The 21011-nt window shown below is 46.4% G+C and carries 20 protein-coding genes; 17 read left to right on the top strand and 3 right to left on the bottom strand.

What is annotated here, in order from left to right:
* Positions 1-243 precede the first annotated feature (243 nt).
* From ACFSB2_RS19200 to ACFSB2_RS19165, 8 genes are all read left to right on the top strand, one after another.
* The gene (locus ACFSB2_RS19200; RefSeq protein WP_377944708.1) at positions 244-564 is read left to right on the top strand and encodes a PadR family transcriptional regulator; all 321 of its coding nucleotides are present in this window, start codon (positions 244-246) and stop codon (positions 562-564) included.
* The gene (locus tag ACFSB2_RS19195; RefSeq protein ID WP_377944707.1) at positions 564-1442 is read left to right on the top strand and encodes a hypothetical protein; all 879 of its coding nucleotides are present in this window, start codon (positions 564-566) and stop codon (positions 1440-1442) included. The genes ACFSB2_RS19200 and ACFSB2_RS19195 overlap by 1 nt, the downstream gene beginning before the upstream one ends.
* Positions 1443-2317: 875 nt before the next feature.
* On the top strand, positions 2318-3310 hold the full coding sequence (locus tag ACFSB2_RS19190) for an LppP/LprE family lipoprotein (protein ID WP_377944706.1): 993 nt from the start codon (positions 2318-2320) through the stop codon (positions 3308-3310).
* 1048 nt (positions 3311-4358) lie between these two features.
* Entirely contained in the window at positions 4359-4871 is a 513-nt protein-coding gene (locus tag ACFSB2_RS19185; protein ID WP_377944705.1) for an RNA polymerase sigma factor, read from the top strand.
* Positions 4855-5607 (top strand): hypothetical protein, encoded by a 753-nt coding sequence (locus ACFSB2_RS19180; protein WP_377944704.1) that lies wholly within the window; start codon positions 4855-4857, stop codon positions 5605-5607. The genes ACFSB2_RS19185 and ACFSB2_RS19180 overlap by 17 nt, the downstream gene beginning before the upstream one ends.
* A gap of 591 nt (positions 5608-6198) precedes the next feature.
* Positions 6199-8451: a helix-turn-helix domain-containing protein gene (locus ACFSB2_RS19175; protein ID WP_377944703.1), complete on the top strand. Its 2253-nt coding sequence runs from the start codon at positions 6199-6201 to the stop codon at positions 8449-8451.
* A gap of 43 nt (positions 8452-8494) precedes the next feature.
* Positions 8495-8692: a hypothetical protein gene (locus ACFSB2_RS19170; protein ID WP_377944702.1), complete on the top strand. Its 198-nt coding sequence runs from the start codon at positions 8495-8497 to the stop codon at positions 8690-8692.
* A gap of 30 nt (positions 8693-8722) precedes the next feature.
* Positions 8723-8953, top strand: a complete 231-nt coding sequence (locus ACFSB2_RS19165) for a hypothetical protein (RefSeq protein ID WP_377944701.1) — start codon at positions 8723-8725, stop codon at positions 8951-8953.
* A gap of 964 nt (positions 8954-9917) precedes the next feature.
* On the opposite strand, the gene ACFSB2_RS19160 is transcribed toward ACFSB2_RS19165, so the two are convergent.
* On the bottom strand, positions 9918-10622 hold the full coding sequence (locus ACFSB2_RS19160; RefSeq protein ID WP_377944726.1) for an IS3 family transposase: 705 nt from the start codon (positions 10620-10622) through the stop codon (positions 9918-9920).
* A 170-nt stretch (positions 10623-10792) separates the two neighbouring features.
* Positions 10793-11170, bottom strand: a complete 378-nt coding sequence (locus ACFSB2_RS19155; protein WP_377944700.1) for a transposase — start codon at positions 11168-11170, stop codon at positions 10793-10795.
* Between the two features lie 267 nt (positions 11171-11437).
* Here ACFSB2_RS19155 and ACFSB2_RS19150 point away from each other — a divergent pair, with 267 nt between their 5' ends.
* From ACFSB2_RS19150 to ACFSB2_RS19135, 4 genes are read left to right on the top strand one after another with little or no spacing between them, the layout of a single operon-like run.
* Positions 11438-11791: a PadR family transcriptional regulator gene (locus tag ACFSB2_RS19150; protein ID WP_377944699.1), complete on the top strand. Its 354-nt coding sequence runs from the start codon at positions 11438-11440 to the stop codon at positions 11789-11791.
* Complete coding sequence (locus ACFSB2_RS19145) at positions 11784-12449, top strand: permease prefix domain 1-containing protein (RefSeq protein WP_377944698.1); 666 nt, start codon at positions 11784-11786, stop codon at positions 12447-12449. The genes ACFSB2_RS19150 and ACFSB2_RS19145 overlap by 8 nt, the downstream gene beginning before the upstream one ends.
* Positions 12446-12784: a hypothetical protein gene (locus ACFSB2_RS19140; RefSeq protein WP_377944697.1), complete on the top strand. Its 339-nt coding sequence runs from the start codon at positions 12446-12448 to the stop codon at positions 12782-12784. The genes ACFSB2_RS19145 and ACFSB2_RS19140 overlap by 4 nt, the downstream gene beginning before the upstream one ends.
* Positions 12757-12993, top strand: a complete 237-nt coding sequence (locus ACFSB2_RS19135) for an Ig domain-containing protein (protein ID WP_377944696.1) — start codon at positions 12757-12759, stop codon at positions 12991-12993. Before ACFSB2_RS19140 ends, ACFSB2_RS19135 begins: the two co-directional genes overlap by 28 nt.
* Before the next feature lie 101 nt (positions 12994-13094).
* Here ACFSB2_RS19135 and ACFSB2_RS19130 read toward each other — a convergent pair whose 3' ends face one another.
* Positions 13095-14816 (bottom strand): MFS transporter, encoded by a 1722-nt coding sequence (locus ACFSB2_RS19130; RefSeq protein ID WP_377944695.1) that lies wholly within the window; start codon positions 14814-14816, stop codon positions 13095-13097.
* Between the two features lie 244 nt (positions 14817-15060).
* Between ACFSB2_RS19130 and ACFSB2_RS19125 the strand changes: the two genes are divergently transcribed.
* The 5 genes from ACFSB2_RS19125 (at position 15061) to ACFSB2_RS19105 (ending at position 20987) form a co-directional block, all read left to right on the top strand.
* Entirely contained in the window at positions 15061-15915 is an 855-nt protein-coding gene (locus tag ACFSB2_RS19125; RefSeq protein WP_377944694.1) for an ABC transporter ATP-binding protein, read from the top strand.
* Positions 15908-16564, top strand: coding sequence for an ABC-2 transporter permease (locus ACFSB2_RS19120; protein ID WP_377944693.1), 657 nt, complete (start codon positions 15908-15910; stop codon positions 16562-16564). Before ACFSB2_RS19125 ends, ACFSB2_RS19120 begins: the two co-directional genes overlap by 8 nt.
* Positions 16561-16932: a GntR family transcriptional regulator gene (locus ACFSB2_RS19115; protein ID WP_377944692.1), complete on the top strand. Its 372-nt coding sequence runs from the start codon at positions 16561-16563 to the stop codon at positions 16930-16932. Before ACFSB2_RS19120 ends, ACFSB2_RS19115 begins: the two co-directional genes overlap by 4 nt.
* A 639-nt stretch (positions 16933-17571) precedes the next feature.
* On the top strand, positions 17572-19254 hold the full coding sequence (locus tag ACFSB2_RS19110) for an ABC transporter ATP-binding protein (protein WP_377944725.1): 1683 nt from the start codon (positions 17572-17574) through the stop codon (positions 19252-19254).
* Complete coding sequence (locus ACFSB2_RS19105) at positions 19251-20987, top strand: ABC transporter ATP-binding protein (RefSeq protein ID WP_377944691.1); 1737 nt, start codon at positions 19251-19253, stop codon at positions 20985-20987. The genes ACFSB2_RS19110 and ACFSB2_RS19105 overlap by 4 nt, the downstream gene beginning before the upstream one ends.
* Positions 20988-21011: the final 24 nt, after the last annotated feature.

Raw genomic sequence — 21011 nt, 5'->3', positions numbered from 1 at the left:
CGTCTGGTTTATCCTAAGAAGGAAACCGCTAAATGGCCGGGAGAATCTTAATCATTGAGAGAAGTAAGTCCGAGAACAACTACAAATATCGGATGAATGGTGCGTCATTTTGCATTTGACCATCACGTAAGTACACGTCGATCGGTCAAATTCCGAACCGAAATTAGTTGACATGTATCTAAGAACGCTTTAATATTACGTTTAACTTAATAAGTGAAACGTAGTAAAGTGGAGGTATATTGTATGAGAAAAAAGGAATTAGGACGTTTTTCGGATGCGTCGTTTCTCATTCTTTCTAGCTTGGCTAACGGTCCAAAACACGGTTACGCCATGATGGAAGACATTCGGGCGTTCAGCGGCACACAATTGGAGCCAGGAACGCTTTACGGCGCGATTACACGCTTAGAGAAGCAGGGATGGATAGAAGCACTCCCCACCGAAGAACGACGGCGACCGTACCGCATTACTGGCGAGGGTGTTGCTGCACTCCGTGAACAAGTTGCAACATTGGAACAGGTCGCTTCAGTTGGAAAGAACAGATTGGCAACAATGGAGGGATTTTAATGCGTTGGTTGCTAAAGCTTTACCCTCGCCAATGGCGTGAACGGTATGAAGAAGAAATGTCAGCGGTATTAGAAGAACATGGGATTTCGCCCGCAACAATCATCGACCTGTTGATGGGTGCTATAGATGCAAATTTAAATTACGGCGGTTTTTCGGAAGGAGTGATGTATATGGCAAATCGTCTGCGTTCGGGCATGATTATGGTGTTTTGTGCATTTATGTTGTTTGGAGTGGGTTGGGGAATGTTGCAACGGCTTAATGATCCAATGTCTCTCTTTCAAGCGGCGAATAAGGTTCACCCTGAGTTCGGAATTCTCCACACTGCCGTTTTAATTGTTGGATGTTTGGCGTTTGTTGCGTTATTGGCCGGTGGTCTTCCGATTTTCTTTATTTCTGTTAAACGAGCTATCAAAACTAGGAAAAGAGACGCATTGGTGCCATTTTGGGTCGCCTTATCCTGCCTTTTGCTATTCATTCTCGAAACCGCTATTTTAGCAGACTGGCACCGGATTGCATTCGCCGAACATCATTTGGTTCGATTTTTCTTAAGTTACTTGACGCTAGTCGCTATTGAATTAATCGTTGGGACGTTTTCGGTCTCATTGACAATTTCCAGAACGGATTTCCAATTACGAGAACTGAAATTTATGCTTGTTCCCGAGATTGTTATTTTATTTGGCATGGTTGTTTCCGTTGTTTTGTCAACAGTTCTTATCATCTTGATTACCGCCTATGCACCACAACTATTCAATACTCAGGATGTGGGTAGCCAGATGTTCATTACAGGCATCATCTTTATGGCTCTCGGAACAATATTCGCTTGGATGGGACTTCGACGAGGAGCAATAAAAGGATTTAACCAGTTAACACAAGTCTAATCTTTGCAAATGTGCTGTTGATGGGGGATATATGATGAAACCCAGCTTGACTAAACTGCCAACTCGGTATTGGTTCACGTTACTTCTTGCTCTGGTTACTGCTTTTGTTTTCGGACAGCTCAATTATGGGAATCTGTTCTTAAATGCGGTGCCGTGGGGAATTATTGTCCTTATTTTGACAACATGGTTCGGGAAGAGCCAAAAGGACGCATTACGATTAGGAGCCGTGTTTGGTTTCCTCTTGTCCTATGCATACTTGTGGTTTGATAACCACAACATCCATTCCCTTACCCAGATCCTAATTCTGATCCCGCTAATTATCCTACCATCCTTATTCGGGTTGTTGTGTGGGGCAGCACTAGGGTATTTAGGATGGCGACTTCGGAAGTTGTTCAGGAGGAAGCATGGCGAACACCAATCATCTTGAAACTCAAAGACAGATCAACTTAATTACCAGCAAAGACGCTTATGTCACTACAACGGGCGAGACTGGGTCTTCGGATTATATCGCTCGTTTTTGAATAAACACCCATCTTGGCTGTGTTGGATGTTCTTGAACATTCAGATGATTACAATGAAGGAAACCATGTGGACTGACGCTTTGCATAAAAATACGCCTGTGTTTCGTGGTTCTTGTTCAGCCCTCGGGATGGTTTAATCCGATAGCGATTAAAGCGGAAATTGGCGTAGAAGATTCAAAAGTATTGAGAGAGTTGTCTGCAATCACGTCATGTCTAGAAATTTGAATAGGATCTCCGCCAATAAAGTGCCGAACCTACCTTTATAAGAATGGTAACCACCGGCTCATCGCAAATTGTAACTTTAAATCGTGTTGTCTCGTCTAGATAATGCAAGCTAACACGAGGAGGTTCATCATGAATAAGCACTTTTCTTTAATACCGCTCATAGGAATAGTGTTATTGACTGTAGCGGGCTGTGCCACTAGCCTGAATGGAAATGGCGCTAACAATAATCAAGTCACAAATTCAACATCAAACGCGACCGACGCCAATGCTGTGTCCAATTCAACGACACCGACAAGCAATACCGCTTCGAATACAGGCAACACAGTAAAAAGTGCTTCAGTAGCTAACAGAACAGCGTCACAATCCAATTATACGAGTGAAATCGCGTTGATAAAAGGCAAGGGCTACTCAGTAAATGGAACAACCCCGAATGCGATGGTCAAAACGTCATCTGGCGCAACATTATCTGCTTGGATGGGTGTGTCCGGAACGGATGGGTACAATCAGTTCATTTTCTTCTTTCTCAATGGGAAGTATTTAGGAACAGATACTGCAAAACCAAGCGTGGAGATCACAAGTGTTAAGGCTGCTGAAAATGGCATTGCTGTTACCTATCCTGTCTATAAGAAAAATGATTCTTTTGCAAACCCAACCGGAGCACCTGTAACGATTACGTATACTTGGAATGGTTCAAAAGTGGTTCCTAACAAACCTTATCCAAAGCAATTCCAATCAAGCAACAATTCATCGAATAACCAGTTGTCAGCCTCGTTAGCGGCAAAGATGAAAAATGTCGCTGGCATATCCGATCCAGCGGCATTCGTCCAGGGATTCAATCAATTAAAGACAGATGTTGCACAAGGGAACAAAGCGGGAGTGGCTGCGTTTGGCGCCTATCCGATGAACGTAAACACTGATGGAAAAAAACAATCGATAGCCAATGCACAAGCTTTTGTCCAAAACTACGATGCTATCATGACCCGTAAGGTGAAGTCGGCCATCACGGCTCAACAAATCAACCAGCTGTTTGTTAATGATGAGGGTGTCATGGTAGGAAACGGAGAAGTCTGGCTTACTCAGCACGATAGCAGCAAGTGTAGCATTTACGCGATTAATCCCTGATGAAGGCTGATCACAGGTTGCAGAGAGCGTTTAACGAAACATAAATCGGGTTATTGGTCTAATAAAAAGCATCGAACGGCAAGCAAAGACCGAGGGTATTTTTCCTCGGTCTTTGCTCTATCTAAGGAACAACCATACCTTTGTGTTTCTTCGATAATTCCACATAATATGTCTGTCAGTGACTGTCATCCTCAATTGATACAGCTTGTTATGCCTAATTGCTGTCCACCACAGGCTGGAGTCCCGCTGTCGGCGCCTGAGTTGTTTGGTATTGATAGACTGTATTATCCTCTTGCCACACGAGAGTCGTCTTCGGACCTGATTGTTGTGGAATTTGGATTTGTGCTCTTAATGATGAGGGGGGCTCCTTGGTTATAAGGGCTGAAGCGAGTAAGCGGATGGCAGCTATAATGCGCAAGGTGAAGAACATCGGAAAGCCGTATGCGGGAGAATTGTACCCCCTGAGCGGAGAAAATCAGGATAAGAACCAAATATCCAGTTCCAGAGGCTTGGCACATCAAAATTTATTCCCCTTTGCCGCATGGGCAGGGGTTATAGATAGTTGGTAGGCTTTCGATGTTGCTGAATCGATTTTTTAGCCGTCAAATCCTCATCGAAATCGAGTACAACAATATACTTAAGCCCGTACACTTCACAAATATCAGCCGCATATTGGTCCTTTGTATATTTTTTCACCTTGACAACAATTGGTTGATGTTCTGAATCGAGAACTGTCATTTTCATTCTATCTGAATTTTCCCTAGTATGATAAGGGGTGATTGATTTGTAACACCTCATAGACGGTCTAACCTATGTCACGCACAGTTTTAAGGCGGTGAGGATACTGCAAGGTGCCCGAGCTACCCGGCCAGCTTAACAGGAATAAGCAACTGTGGTTAAAAAACTCCCTCCTCTCCTCTATTTATGAAGCGTGGCGATCGATGCCGCGCTTTTTTTGCGTGATTGGGCTATTATCGGAAAACTGAGTGTAATGAAGTGCCTGTATGGCATCGTCTTAATCAGTGAATGCGATTGGAGGAGGTACTGTTTGCAAATAGAGGACTTGTTTCACCAATATGCGGACGAAGTTTTTACGTTTCTAGTGTACTTGTTAAAAGACCGATCCCTGGCAGAAGACGTGACGCAAGAGACATTTATCAAAGCCATGCGGAGCCTCGAACATGGAAATCATATTCAGTGTCCAAAGCCCTGGTTGCTGCAGATTGCAAGACGCTCGGCGATTGATGTGTTAAGGCAACATAAACGTCACGTAACTTCGGTGATTGAGGATGTACAGGTCATTCCTGATTCTTACGCGGGGACTGAAACAGTAGCTGCATCAAATGTTACGGTTTCCCAACTGTTAACAGTGTTCGAAGAAATGAAACCCGAATACCGGCAAGTGGTTTTGTGTCGGTCGGTTATGGATATGACATCGGAAGATACGGCACAGATCTTAGGCTGGACCTCAAATCGTGTTGGCGTTACGCTGCACCGTGCTTTGAAAGCCGCACGACAGGAACTCAAGAGGAGAGGGTGGTTTAGTGAAATCGCAAAATGAAGACACATTGTTGCAGGAATTCGATAAGATGCCAAAGCACCATTTGAGCGATTCAGCAAAACAACAGATGTTGTCCGAAATTCAAAATCAGAAGGCACGACCCCAGTCTCGGTTTCCTCGTTGGATCGGCAGTATCACTGCGGGTGTTGCTGCGTTGATCATTGCTGCAGGTGGCATTTACGGTACTTTAAATCATGCGCGACACCAGCAAAGTAACAACACATCCCTAGCCACGAACCAAAAGGATAGTTCCGTAATGCACAGTGCCCTTAACAGCAATTGGCAAAAGATTGTCAATCAAATGGGGGAAAAACGAGCAGCACAACTTCAGCGAATGTTGACACAGGCGACAATCGTTATGGATAAGGACGCTTTTAGTGATGATGGACCACCAGAACCAGATCCACAAGGAGAAAACGTGCTTCAGTCCGACTATAACCACCTGTTGCAAATGTTTCCGACGGCAGTGAACCTAATTCGAGCTAATCCTCAATTGGTGACCAATATGGACGCAAGTAGTGACTTGCCGGGATATGTTACTAATCAAGCAACAGGCAAGTCAGACGAGGTAACCGACGTTGTTGCTTTAATTTACCGAGCTTACAAATCGTCCATGTATGATTTGGGGCCTAGCAGTGCCTCGGCTCCATCACCTATGCAGTCTCTGAATCGGTATCAGTGCGCTGATCTATTTGCCCGCATGAATCGCTTATTGTTCGGGAACGAAAGCAAATAAAAAAGAGTAGAGTCACCTAGGGGTATGGGCGACATACGCGCGAAACTGCGTCATAGGCTCTCTTTTATTTCCACAAGGCCATCTTTGATGTCTTAAAACCTGATGATATAGCTAATTTGTGATACCTTGATTTTGAGATGAGTTTGGATGCCCCACTACCAAGCGTTATTAGTCGGACGTCCAAACCAGCTTACAAAGTCTTAGAAACGACCGTTTAATATTCATGGATGCCTAAGGTGCTTCCATTTGATACAAACTAAAACTCACTTACTGCTGTGGTATTATCTTTTAAAGAAGCTAACAAAACGTATTATTCAAAAGTGCAACATACTCTCTCGCACGTTGGACGCGGGTTCGTTACGCCTCACCTCCACCAAGGACTTGAAACTGTATAGCAAGATGTGATATACGGGCCAGGATTTGGCCCGATATTTCTATTCGTCTAAAAATCAAATCACAAAATATGAACTTTCAACAATATTGTTATTGATAATATGTCAAAACGACATAATTGTATATTGATATCCGGTGAGGTATGGTGTAATGTCTACTCCATAGTCCAAAAGATGGTATAGGAGTGGCATTTGACCCATGGATGATTTTGACCTAAAGGCTTTTCGAGAGCAGAAGCTCAATTGGACCCAGGCTCAATTAGCCGAACAGATGGAGGTTGCACAAGACACTATCTCTCGAATTGAAAATGGTTCAAGAGCAATTTCACTAGAGTTTTTTCTGAAACTATGTAGGGTAGCGGGGATGACACCCGATGAGGTACTGAAATTCAAAATATCCCAACCGCAAGCCGTAGAGGTTGACGACGTGTATTCGGATTTGGTAATTCGACGTAATACCCTGAACCAATACATCGAGCCTCGTTACAGGCAATTTGTTGATGAGAAATTCAAAGAAGCTGACGTACAAAGGATTGACGATATTCATAATGTCTTGCATGTTTACGGTTCGAAACCATTGGTTGCATTTATTGGACCCTCTGATGCTGGGAAGAGCCGTATGATCAATTCTTTGACGGGTATCTCCCGTCTATTGAAATCTCAGTGGACGCCAACCACCGCAGTAACCGTGTATGTTAAGCACATCAATGATAGGCCAACATGGATGGAGGACACGGTTTGGGTATTCAAATCTGAAAGCGAATCAAAGGGATGGAATTACCGGCGGTTTCATGATGAAGAATATTGCCGGGCTCAGAAAATAGCCGGAGGGTCACTTGATATTTTAGAGGAATATTGCAATCGTGACTCAAAGGAATATGCAAAAACTGTTGATTCGGCAGTTGTCTACGTTGATTCCCCCATATTGCTGGCGTGCGACATCGTAGATTTGCCCGGCTTTGGAACAGAAAGTGTAAGTGACACCGTTTATTCGCAGAGAGCTCGAGAGCAAGCGGATGCTACTGTGTTCTTATGCCAAAGTAACGCCTTTTTCAACAAACATGAGGATGTTCTGTTCCTTAAAGAAATAGTTCACCGTTTGCCCACAATTCACTTGTCTGGCCATGCTCCTGTTCTTTCAAACTTGTTTGTCGTGGCTTCTCAAGCCAAATTTGTTGGGGAAGAGAACATTCCTATGGTGCTGGAACGGGGATACTCTACCATTGCGACACAGATTTCTGAAGAGCTTGTTCGCCAACATTTCCGTTTGGAAGCTGATCAATTCTATCCAGCACTTCGGAAAAGGTTTTTTACATACGCAATCGAAGATGACGCAGAGGGGTTACGCCGCCAGTTTGAGTCCCAGCTTATATACCTGCTTGAGGAAATTCTTCCACCAATCCGAAAAGAGGGGTTGTCTCAGACCATTTGTGAACTCAGGCAAGAGGCCAAAGGGTACTTTGAGCACCAAGTTCAATATTATGAATCGGTAGTCCACAATATTGAAGCAGCAAAAGCAGAGATGCAAAAACTTGAACGTGAGAAGTACGGGAAATTCAACGAGCTCCAGGCCAACAAGACCGAGGTCATCAAAGAGCTCGAACAGCACCGCAAAAAAAACCGTGATGACATGCGGATATGGGAAAGAGAAGAAGTCACGGTTAAGAAGATCAAGTCAATCATTGAAGATAAAAAATATAGCAAGAAACAGGCGCAAGAGTATTTAGCCGGTAATGTGTCGGACAGTTACTATGTACAGTTGCAGAAGGTTATCGAAACAAGTACCGTTCAATTTAATGAAATTGTTACTCGATTTTTCAAGGAAGCGGAGAAGTCTCTGGCCCAACCAGAACGAATAACGACGGGGCCTGTTCGAGCGCCTTTTGATTTTAAGGGTGCATTAGCCGGCGGTCTAGCGGGTGTTACAGTCCTCGGAGGACTCGGACTTTGGGCAGGTACATTGGGGAACTTGGGTGGATATATATTGGTTACCCAAGGAGTGGGTCTACTATCTTCATTAGGGATATCTGTTGGTGGTGGAGCTGCAGCAGTATCCGCCGTAGCCGCAATTGGTGGACCAGTAACAATTGGTATCGCAATTGCCCTGGGAACATTCTTGGTTGTTCGAGCTGTCGTAGGTGATGGTTGGAAAGAGAGACTTGCCAAGAAGCTTCTTGAGGCAATTCACAAGGAAGATTTGTTGAGCAAATACATTGATTCGATTGACCAATACTGGTCAGATACGAGAACGGCAATTGACGGTGTGGTGGATTCACTTATGAGGCAATACGAGGAGTACATACAAATTCAACGGGATATAGTAGCTTCTCAAGACCCGAGAGCCGTCTTGGAGCTTGCTGAGAAGGCGAAAATGATGCGGGATTTTTTCGACTTTCTCCCTTGGCCATGCCCATCTGATGGTGTGATTGCCTTCAATCCTATTACAGAATGACTGGCATTACTATTCTTGAGCTGAGTAAAGGGAGTGATAAATGATGCTTATCATTGAGTCTATTGTAGTTGCATTGGTGATTGATTGGGTTGCGGGTATGATTGGAATCCCTAAATTATTCCTTTTAGGGATTCTGTCATATTTGTTTGGCGGTTTTGGATTGGTACTTGGAGTTGTCTCGTTAGTTATTTACAAGTTTCTACAGGACAATCACATCCGGGTAGCAGTTACGCTTGCCTGATTTATGTAGACGAAATGGGAGTGAATTCAAGTGCCGAACATGTTTAATCGTCTCAAGGAAATCAAGGAAAAGGCGAGTACAACACTCAATCAATTAGGTGTCCCATTACCGATCACACCGACAATGCTGCAAACGCCCACGAGCAGGGCGAGGATGTTCCAGCGCAAAGAGCAATCCGAGGGTTCTTGGAGCCCGTATACAGGCAGATACCTCGTTGCCGTGGAATCATTGGTCGTTGTTGGAGTTTTTCAAGATGTGTAATATATCCCCGACATTGATGAGATATCTGATCCTAATGCATATGTTAATCGCCTAGCGGGATGGGTGAATCGTCTAAGTGAACTACGGGAACATTTGAGGTGCCGAATGTGTAATGAAAATATGCTTAATGACTTCGCATACTCAAAAAAGCTAAGCGCAAGATACAGCACTACGATAGTGTCGTGTGCTCATGGCTCCGGTCACGATTACAAAGTCTATTTGAATCATTGGTGGGCATGCCAGAAATTGATTGATAGTCGCATAGCTACCGTACAGGATGATAATGGATATTATATCTGCAAGAGATGCGGTAGTGGTGCAAGAAATAGTACAACATTCGTTCAAGGGGAGCTCTGTCCAAACTGTGGGAATCCGAAAATGCGAGAGATATATGACCGTCTAATGCAATGCGAAAAGTGTTCGCACACTATCTCTTTGCCACCAAAACACTCCCTAACTGGACATTGGACTAAGACATAATCCGTAATTATCCGATTCGATCCGTCGAGAAGCAATAGAGATGAATCGTGATGGAAAATGTAATTCAGATTTTTACATGCAACTCAAGAATACTTTCTCGCTGTACTAAAAAGAGAGCAAGTCAAATGGTTAGGGCTGCCAGGTGGGAACGTCATCGTCTTATGAATGGCCCCGAAGAATTAGAAAGAGAAAAGTCCATCTGCTACATCACGGGTAGGAAGTTGGCTCCCAATGACGCAACCATCGATGTAAAGCAAGAGTCGGTAATGACACTCTCGATCACTTAGCGTGCGGTTCAAAGGAACATAACAAATTGAAAGGGAATAATCCGGAGTTGGACGCACAGTTGCGAGGATTTTTAAGACAGCGACATCCACGAGACCGGGTCAACCCCTTCTTATTGGACAACCGATGTTTTTTAAAAAACTAACTCACAATTCAGACTATGGCTTATATATCGTCAGAATTGATGGTCTTCCTATTTTTAAACAAATATTGGTTTGAATGGAAACGGTCCGCGTTTTAAGTATTCACGATGAAAATCGATCGGCGACAGGTAGTGAATACTCGAGTGAATTCGCTCATGATTGTACCATCGCATATATGTGTCCACCGTTTCATAGGCAACGGCGTGCGTTTCAAACTCCGCTGCAGATAGACGGTCATCTTCGAGCAAACGATGAAATGCCTCAATATGTGCGTTCATGTTTGGCGTCTTTGGCGGGATTCTCTCGTGTTCGATCCCCAACCGTTCACATGCTTGCCCAAACGTGTGACTAATAAATTGTGGTCCGTTATCCGAGCGAATGACAGGCATTGCTTGTCCATCAGTAAATAACTTCCGTTTCCACAGCGCGCTCTCTAATGTCATGACCACATCTTTCGCATCGCACCGCAACCCAATGTAGTAGCCCACAATTTGACGGTCAAATACATCGATGTAAGACAAAATATAGAAAAACCTGTCCTCTCCATGGATATACCCATATTTCAAATCGGCTTCCCAGAGTTGATTGGGCCCCATCACCGTGCGGTTTCGGGCTAACTTCCTCGGATACTTCCGTTGCAACTGACGCTGCGGTTTTAACACACCCATTTCCTTACTCAGTCGATAGACCTTCTTTTTATTAATCATCAATTGATGATGACGTTTTAATTGCACCATCAGTTTGACGTATCCATAACCAATTCTCCTCTAACAACCATTCTTTGATTTGTTCGTCGCTGACCTTATGCCCATCCTTCGTCATGGAATAACCAGGAATGGGTCTTCCACCACGATAAACGCGGATCTTTTGCTCATGTGTCTGAAGAAAGTAATAAGTGGAACGAGAGACCCACACAATACGTAGCACCCGACTAATCCCATAGCCTTTGGCTATCCACTTCTTCGCAACCGTTATTTTTTCCGTAAGTGAGGGTTTGATTTTTTAACAAATCACGCAGAATTGAAACTTCCAGAGTTTGTTCACCAGGCGTCTTTTTGATTTGTTCATTCGCTGCCTCAAGTTCCCTTTTCTCGGCCAGCAACTGCCGATATGCTTCATTTGTCGCGTTCGTTGATATGGTGTGAGGTTTACTCGCACAGAGTGTTTCGTTGCGATATTGGCTCACCCAACGATTGACTACATTCGGTCGAATCTCGTGTTTGCGGGCAACGATAGCCGCATTACCGGTTCCTATACATTCTTTCACGACCTGCTCTTTAAACTGCTGTGAAAACTTACGCCTCTCCACTGACAACGCCTCCTGTCCCTTAATTCATCAGGTGTTGTCCAATTATATAACGGGGCTTAAGAGGCAGGACTATTGCATCCCACTGCAAAAAGCGAGAGTCCCACGATCCCGCTGAATACGGCTTTGCTCATCTCTGACTACACCCAAATCGAATAAAAGCAACGAATTTCCCAATGTTTGGGCTAAGTTAACGTTGACAGTAATCAGCATCAGATATATAACTATATGTGATATAGTAATGTGCGTTTGATGGGTTGAGGTGATACGTTGAGCGAGTCTGTAAATAGCGACTTAATTCGGGGCAACATTGACACCATCATTTTGTGTGTCTTGTTAACAAAGGATCATTACGGGTACGAGATCATCAAAGCCATACGCCAACGAAGTGAAGGAGCATACGAACTGAAGGAACCTACGTTGTATGCATGTCTACGAAGGCTCGAAAAACAAAAGATGATCGAGTCGTATTGGGGCGATGAAACACAAGGCGGGAGACGTAAGTATTATCGACTCACAGATGACGGAATTTCCCTGTATAAAAGCAATTTAGTTTCATGGGAAGCCGCGCGGGACTTAATCAATCAGTTAATCACATACCGGGGGAGGGTATATAATGAATGACCTGGAACGGTATGTAAATCGTTTCTTCGCAAAATACGAACATAAAAAGGGTGTACAAGAACTTCGTGATGAAGTGTTAGCCAATCTTCAAGCACGAATCGATGATGAAATGTCGGAGGGGGCGTCTTATCAGGTGGCTCTCGATCATGCGGTAAAGAGCCTTGGCAACGCGGAATTACTGATTGAGGGCACTGAGCAAGTTCCGCTAAATCCACTTAAGCGTGAGCTTGCTCAACTTGCGGTGTTGTATACTCTGATTCCCTGGATTGTGACGATACCCTTGCGGTTCTTTCACGCAGGCGTTCTTGCAAACACAGCACTTACGCTGCTCCTTGTCATTATAGGGGGCGTGTATATCTCACTGTTGTCTCGTCGAGAAACAGACGGCACAACGAGAGTTATCAACGTTGAGAGGATTAAAAACACTGCCAGAGTCGTTTGGGTTCTTTGGGGTGTTTACGTTGTTATTTCGGAGTGCTTTGTGTTGGGGGTACGGTTCGCCAGTAACATTTGGTTTAGTCGCGCAATTCATGTTGATGGACCGTACATGTTTGCAGAACTTGTGGTGTCTGTGCTTCTTCCGTTTGTCACTGTGTTTATCCCGTTGTATTTCACGAGGGTTCGTCGCTTGGTTGAAATATTGGGGGTGTCAGAGTGACAAAAAGACGAAATATCTTAATTATGGTTCTTCTTATAATTGGTGTGCTAACCCTCTGCGTTGTAGAGATTGTAATAAAACCCAATATCCATCGTCAGCAACAGGCATACCTGGTAGCTCAGTTGAATCCGTTGACCAATGACTTTGCAAATATCGTTAAGTTCAAGAATCCGTACATGGGTGACAATGCGAATGATGCGCACTTGAATGCAAATTTACCGTTAGCAAATGTTCCGCATACGTTTGTCATCCATCCACAAACAAGGGAACTGGATATTCGTTACACCAAGACAGTTCAGCGCATGTTGTGGAAATCGGTGGTGTCGATCCGATGAAATGGACGGTGACCAGCGGCTCACTGCCTGCAGGTTTGACGCGGAGCGACCAAGGTGTCATTTCTGGGACGCCAACAGGAAGTGCAGGTCAGTATACCTTTACTGTAACGGTGACTAATGCGAACAATCTTTCTTCCAGCAAACAGTTGACGTTGACGGTGAATGGTTCATCAACGGGTAGCTCGGGTGGTTCTACGACGAACAGTTAAGAAATAGGTGAATGATCTGCGGGGCTCGTGCAAAGCGAGGCCCGCTATTTTTGTAGGAATCGACCTCCCATCTCGGCATGTCGTCGTGGACGAGCCGCGATTCAGGCTTTGGTGGAAGGCTCGTCGGTTTGTTCTCCGTGGACATATCGGCGTCCCCGCGACCATGAGGCAAAAGCTGCGATCAAACAAGCGATAATGGCGAAGATCAGCGCATCATGAAGTCCCGACCGAAACGGTGGGGAGATCAGTGATGGAAAGAACATCCGACCGGTCACTGTCGCGTAATTTGCCTTGGACAGATGAGCCAGCACGTTCGTGCCCAAAAGCGTACGGATGGGATTGTAGCCCAAGAAGGAGGCAAACAAAATCGATACCGGAGGCTGGTGCGATACTCGTTCCGCGGTTGCCAAAGGCACGCCATGGGCCACCAGGCCGGAAGTCATGGTGGTGGGCAATGTGTGTGCGAGCCCAGCAATCATCAGCGAAAAGAAGATACCCATGGACAGCACCTGCGCGGAGTTCTGAAACGTCGAGTTCATTCCGCCACCCGCTCCTCGGTGCTCCGGTGGAAGGCTGTTCATCACACTGGCTCGGTTCGGAGACGCAAAGGTGCCGTTTGCCATCCCCATCAGCAAGAGGGCGCCACCGAAGGCGGGATAGACGAAGTCCACTGGCAAGAGATGCAGCAAAAAGAATCCGATGGCAGCTACCAGCATACCTCCGGTGGCAAAGAGGCGCGCGTCAAACCGGTCGGACAGGAAACCGGAAATAGGTCCAGCTAGCATGATCCCTCCGCTCAGCGGCAACATGTATATTCCCGCCCAAAGCGGTGTAATTGTAAAACTGAAGCCGTGCAGCGGGAGCCATATCCCCTGTAGCCAAATGACCATCATGAACATGAGCCCGCCTCGGGCGATGGCGGAGAGAAAGCTGGAGAACACACCGAATGTGTAGGCTCGAATCTTAAACAGAGACAAGCGAAACATAGGGTAGGGATTTCTTGTCTGCCAGAAGCCGAACGTGATCAGGCAAAGCACGCCTGCCACGAGTTCTCCCAATACCTTGGGATTGGTCCAGCCCATGGCGTGGGTGCGGTAGGGTTGGATCCCGCTCGTGATCGCGATCATAATCAAAGTCAGTCCTACAGCGAACAAAGCGTTGCCCCACAGATCTATCGGTTCACGGCGGCGAATCCCATTGTCGCGCAGCCTGAGATAGGCCCAGATGGTGCCAAAGAGCCCGAACGGGACCGAGATCAAAAATACCAGCCGCCAATCGATGGGCGCCAAAATCCCACCTAGGACCAGTCCGATGAAATTGCCGCTGATTCCGGCAATATTGTTGATGCCGAGCGCCAAGCCGCGTTGATTTGTAGGAAAAGCGTCCGTTAGGATGGCGGCGGAGTTGCCGGTTATAAAGGCGCCGCCAATGCCCTGGACAATCCGCATGACGATAAGCCAGTTGGCCCCGGCCTGACCAGTCATCCAGTCAATCGTTAGCAGGAGTGAAGCCACCGTATAAATCACGAAACCAAGGTTATACATGCGGACTCGACCGAACATATCGCCGAGACGGCCCACACTCACGACCAGAACGCTGCTGACGACTAGGTAACCCAAAATCATCCACAACATATAAAAACTGTTTCCGGGGGCCAGCGGATTGAGATGGATGCCGCGAAAGATGTCGGGCATCGCGATAATCATAATAGAACCGTCAATCGTGGCCAATAGTACGCCAACTGTCGTGTTGGACAGGGCCACCCATTTATAGCCATCGGGTCTCGGAGCTGGAGAAACCGACGGCCGTGCTTCGTTCGTCATGGTCTAATCTCCCTCTAGTCCTGTCTAAAAAAATTATATAGTTAGTTAAACAAAATATCTCAGGGAGATCAACCGCCGTGGTCCGTTTTTAAGCGCTGATGCTTCCGAATCATCGACCAATCTTCAAACAGGATTCGCTCAGATTCGCGTGATCGTGGAAAAAAAACATTGATTGTTGATTTGCTCAGCACCTCAGTGTATATTGTGCATATCCGATATATACAGTTTGAAGAGGAGGTTCCGCATGCTGGCATTAGATATCAGAAATTTAAACAAGAAATATCAAAATTTCGAGTTAAAGGATGTATCGTTTCAACTGGAAAAAGGTTATATCATGGGCTTTATTGGTGCCAATGGCGCAGGAAAAACAACCACCATCAAATCGATCTTGAACATGGTTCATCTCGATAGCGGTGAGGTACGTATTTTGGGCAAGAACATTGCCGAGCACGAGATCGAGTTGAAACAGGCAATCGGATACGCATTTGGCGGCACTGACTTCTATACTCGAAGCAAAATCAAGACGTTGACCGATGTGGTTAAGACGTTCTACGCGAATTGGGATGATGGGACTTATAACAATTATCTGAGAAGGTTCAAATTGGATGAGAACAAAAAAATCGTCGAATTGTCGACGGGCATGAAAGTCAAGTACAATTTGGCCCTTGCCTTGTCCCATGGCGCGAAGCTGCTCATCCTCGATGAGCCGACAAGCGGGCTTGATCCGGTCTCAAGAGATGATCTGCTGGATATTTTTCAAGAACTCGTCGTAGATGGCGAAATCAGCATTCTTTTCTCCACTCACATTACATCCGACTTGGAGAAGTGCGCGGATTTTATTACCTATATCCATAATGGGCAAATTATCCACAGCTCTGAAAAAGAACAATTTATGGAGTCGTATCTCTTGCTGAACGGCAGCGAAAGCCAGTTGAATCACGTGAAAGCCCAACTCATCTCCTACAAAGTAAACTCGTTCGGCTTTACGGGCTTGATCCGCGCCTGTGACTTCGATGCTGCTTCCGATATTAAAGCGACTACGCCGAATCTCGAAGAAATCATGATCTACTTCGCGAAGAAGGAGGATATGTATGTATAACTTAGTGATGAAGGATTTAAAATTAGGCGTCAATCCCGTGTTTTTTTTACTACCATTTTTAATGGGGGCTTTAATGCTCATTCCTGGATGGATCTATTTTATTGTCCTGATGTATTTTTGCTGGATAACCGTGCCGAATATGTTCGCTGGATTTAGAACCCAGCACGATTTGCTCTTCACCACCATGATGCCTGTAACCAAAAAAGACATGGTGAAGGCAAGGGTGGCGGTGATTGTCATCTTGGAATTACTGCATATTTTGATTGCCATGATTTACGGTTTGATAACGGTTCACCTATACCCACATTTGACCTACTATTTCTTCGCGCCGCACATGGGCTTTTGGGGACTGTGCTTTGTCATGCTGGCGATTTACAATATTATCTTTATAACCATGCACTACAAGACAGCATATAAATACGGTCAGGCCGTGTTCGTAGCCGTTGTGGCCGCTATGCTTTTTGCTGGAATTGCGCAATGGCTGGGCATTCAGAGCGCCTTTGTGTCTGACATTTTCAATGGTGCTGGCGTGGACAATACGGCACTTCAACTATCCATCCTGGTCGCGGGCGTTGTCATATTTATCGCCTTCACAGTGATTGCTTGTCGAATTGCGATCAAACGGTTCTTAAAAGTGGAGATCCAATGAACGTATCGATTTCGAATTCATCTGAAAAACCGATTTATCAGCAGCTGTTCGAACAAATTAGCGCTCAAATTTTGAAGGGTGAGCTGGAAAGCGGCTATTGCTTGCCGCCGATTCGGCAAGCCGCTCTGGAGCTTCGCGTTAGCATTATCACCGTAAAGAAAGCTTGGGAAGAGCTCGAACGTAGCGGTTTGATCAATACAGTAACCGGTAAAGGTTGCTTTGTCGCCGAATTTTCATCCGAGGAGAAGTTGCAAATGCGCAATGAAATGATCTTGAAACAAATGGTTGTCGACGCTTCATACTACAAATCTTTCGGCCTCACAATAGAAGAAGTGATTGAACTTCTGAAGAAAGCTTATACACTTTGAATAAGAAGCCATACTGATTGTTTATGTGGCGGGGCCCGTCTCGATAACAATGAAAACTGCTGAGAGACGGCCCCGATTTTGTTTGTGTTCCGTGGGTTTGTAATAAAGGGTCGAGTGATACATGTTTTTTACTCGGCTTTCGGCCTCTTTTTATCCGTTTTGACAGTAGCGTCGCTAACGTGCAACAACTCAGCGATCCCTTGACGAGGATCAGCGCGCAGACGAGGACGATGGCGAGGTCGGTCAGTAAAGTTCGGAATTATTTACAAAATTGTTCGAGGGATTTACAATAAGGACTGGAGATGTATCGAAAGGGGAATCATGACTTCGCCATGTTGAAGGCCCTGTAATGGTTGATCAAAAGAAAAAGGCATCACTGTCACTGCGTGTATGTGGTTTTGTGTGCCTATCTTTAACCATACAAGGGATGCATGGATTGGAGTTATAAAGTGCCCTCAGCGATATGTCTTTTTGTGTCGTACGGGACTGTTCATCTCCGTTAATTCCTCTCCAAGCTCCCTGTGCAAATAGGGGGCACCAATCTTGCAACGCCTACAGGGTAAAATCACTAGCGTTATAGAAGACCAAAGGACACATGGTTATCGGGGATTACTCCGTGAGTATCTCGGGCGACGGAAAATGAAGATGCTTCTACTTGCGTGCCTCACGTGCTCCTCCATTGGTGTCCAGGTTGTGGGTCCTTTGCTATTGTCCGCGTTTGTCGATGATGCCCAAAGCGACGAGACCCTGAACGTTTTGTTTGTCATCGCGTTTGCTTTTATTGCCATTTCGTTTCTGCAAATGCTTCTGGGCGCAATCGAGGCGTATGTTAGCGCCGATATCGCGATGTCCTCGACGAACGAGTTGCGTGAGGATTTGACGCGACGACTGTTGGGGCTCGGGGGGCGTTTTTATGACGAAAACACTACAGGTTACTTGATTGAGCGCGTTGACGGTGACATTGGGCTTCTGGCGAATTTCTTCTCGGAATTCACGGTTCAGATCGTAGGCAATTCTCTCTTTTTAATTGGCATCATTGTTGTCGTCCTGAGCATGAATCTGCGTCTTGGGTTATTTGTGGGGTTATTCGATCTCATCGCGATTCTTGTTTTGCGTCGGATGCGTTCCCTGGGCGTGGCAGAATGGAAGGAGGCTCGTCAAACAAATGCCAATTTGTTTGGGTTCATCGAAGAAAGACTGCTTGGACTTGAGGATATCGGAACCAATGGGGGCAGGGCCTTTGTGTTGGGCCAACTTAGTTCCATACTGAATCGCCTGTTGCATGTGACAAGACGAGCCCGGAGATTGTCCAATGTCACCTTTATCGCGATCAGTTCCTTGTTTGTTTTCGGTGAGGCGCTCGCCTTATTTTTGAGTATCTCCGAATACCGACACCACCTCATCAGCATCGGAACCGTGTTTTTGTTGGAATACTATCTTCAACTCGTCATTGTGCCTATTAATGCTTTAGTATCTCAGTTTCAGGACTTTCAGGCGGCCAGTGCGAGCATCAGCAGGGTTGAGGAGTTGCGTTCTCTTCAGAGCGACGTGGCAAATGGTCCTGGGGTTGTCTTTGGTGACGATGCTCCGAAGGTTGAATTCTCACAAGTCACCTTTGGGTATGACCCTACTCAACCGGTTCTGCACGACATGACTTTTTCAGTACCCCCGGGCGAGGTTGTTGGGGTACTCGGGCCCACCGGGAGCGGAAAGACAAGTCTTGCAAACTTGCTAGTACGGTTGTACGACCCGCAAACCGGCTCAGTGCGTATTGCTGGCGCTGACATTCGTCAAGCCGACTTGAAACAGTTGCGAGATTACGTCGGAGTCGTACCACAATCGGTTCATATTTTTAGAGGAACTGTCAGGGACAATGTGACTCTCTTCCGAAAAGATCACGATGACGCTGTTTTGATCGATGTGTTGCAGGAATGCGGTTTGCGCCAATGGTTGGAGCGATTGCCGAATGGGTTGGACACGGTTTTAGACGCAAATGATTCTGGAATTTCCGCTGGCGAAGCACAGTTATTGTCCATCGCGCGGACAATGATTCGCAATCCGCGCGTCGTCATATTGGACGAAGTTTCATCCCGGCTCGATCCGTTGACAGAAGAATCCATTCAATGTGCGATTGCGCGGTTGCTTGCCAACAGAACGGCGATGATCATCGCTCATCGCCCGAGGACAATCATGCATGCACATTGGATTATGCTTCTTGATGGAGGGGGGATTCGGGAATTCGGAAAGCGCGCCGATTTGCAAGGTGATCCCAGTTCGGCGTTCTCGTCGGTATGGAGACTGAATGGAGGGGAAATCACATGAGCCTAAAGCAGCTTTTGCTCCCGTTGATCCGCCTCAATCCAACTTCATATAGCCTCTCCGCCGCTTTTTGGACGGCCTTTCTGATGCTCCAACTGATTCCGCCGTTGATTGTTCGCAATATCTTTGACGGCCTCACGAACAGCGCTGTTTCGGGAATCAACGTGTCTACGTTGCTGGCTTTGTTTGTGGCTGTTTCTATTGGGAGATTGGTGCTTACGTCGGCTGCGGTCTTTGGGGATATTACCTACAAATATACTGCCGGAGCCGCACTTCGCAAAAATATGTTCGGCAGCCTCATGAAGCAACCGATAAATGCAGTAACTGCGGTATCTTCGGGCGAAGCAGTGAGTAGATTTCGCGATGACGTCGATCAAATGGTGGAGTTCGCTCTTGCTGCACCGTTCGTTTTGGGTCAGATGGTCTTTATGGTACTAGCCGTGATCGTCATGGTGCATATCAGCGTCCTCATGACCGTCGTTGTTGTGGCGCCCGTGTTGGGCGTTGTTGTCATCGTGCAGCAATTTTCCAGACTGATAGAACGCTATCGGCACAATATGCGGTTGACCAGTGGCAGAGTGGACGAATTGCTTGGCGAGATATTCAACGGATGGCTTAGCATTGTGATCGGAAATGCACAAGCAGGGGTCGTAAACCGGCTAATGGAGACCAACCAGCATCGTCGCAAGGCGATGCGGCGAGATCAATCCCTGAGTACGTTGATGAGTGCGATGTCCTTGAACACATCCAATCTCGGCACCGGCATCATGTTACTTATCGGCGCCCACTTGATGCAAACTCGCGCGTTCACGGTCGGCGACTTTGCCCTATTTATCAATTACCTTTATTACGTGACTGGATTGCCCGTCTGGCTGGGGCAATTTCTGACGACACGAAGGCAAACAGCCGTTGCGCAAACGCGTCTTGTCTCGCTCACTGGGACCCCATCTGTCGGAGTCATTGCGACTCATGCAAGGTCCCGTAAGCCGCAGGGCGGCATTCAGGTCATGCAGGGGCCACTGGAGACGTTCGAGGTCCGAGACCTTCGCTTCGAATACGCTGTTGAATGTGGAATTCGTAACGTGAGCTTTTCACTGCCTCGGGGGTCGATCACGGTCATCACGGGTCGTGTCGGGGCGGGGAAAACCACGTTGTTGCGATGCGCTTTGGGGTTGTTGCCACTTCAATCTGGAACGATATGGTGGAACGGTCATCGAGTTGTTGATCCCCGCGCGTTTTTGGCGTCTCCGCGGTGTGGGTATGTGCCTCAGGTGCCGCAATTATTTGACGACACCATCCGGCAAAACATCCTTTTGGGGTATTCGACGAACGAATTGGAACTGCAGCAGGCCGTTCGCCTTGCAGTGCTTGAAGAGGACATTGCCATGATGGCAGGCGGCCTTGATGCATCGGTGGGTTCGAAAGCGAGCCGACTTTCGGGCGGCCAGATCCAACGCGTTGCCGTTGCAAGAGCCTTGGTCCGAGCCCCAGAACTTTTGGTGATGGACGACGTGTCGAGCGCGCTCGACGCAGCCACAGAGCAGATGATTTGGGACCGGATCACCGGGCCCCGACGAGGGACGTGTTTGATTGTATCTCATCGTCTCGGTATCATGGAGCGGGCTGACCATATTATCGTTTTGTCTGAAGGAAAAATTCACGCGCAGGGAACTTTAGCGTTTCTATTGAAACACGACTCGGAAATGCAACAAATATGGGCAACCCACGAGCGTTAAATACATAAAGTGGCCAAATATAAA

The organism is Alicyclobacillus fodiniaquatilis, from assembly GCF_042678105.1.
In the GTDB taxonomy this organism is placed as follows: domain Bacteria; phylum Bacillota; class Bacilli; order Alicyclobacillales; family Alicyclobacillaceae; genus Alicyclobacillus; species Alicyclobacillus fodiniaquatilis.
The sequence above is the reverse complement of the archived record's forward strand: the minus strand, read 5'-3'. Positions and strand labels throughout refer to the sequence as shown.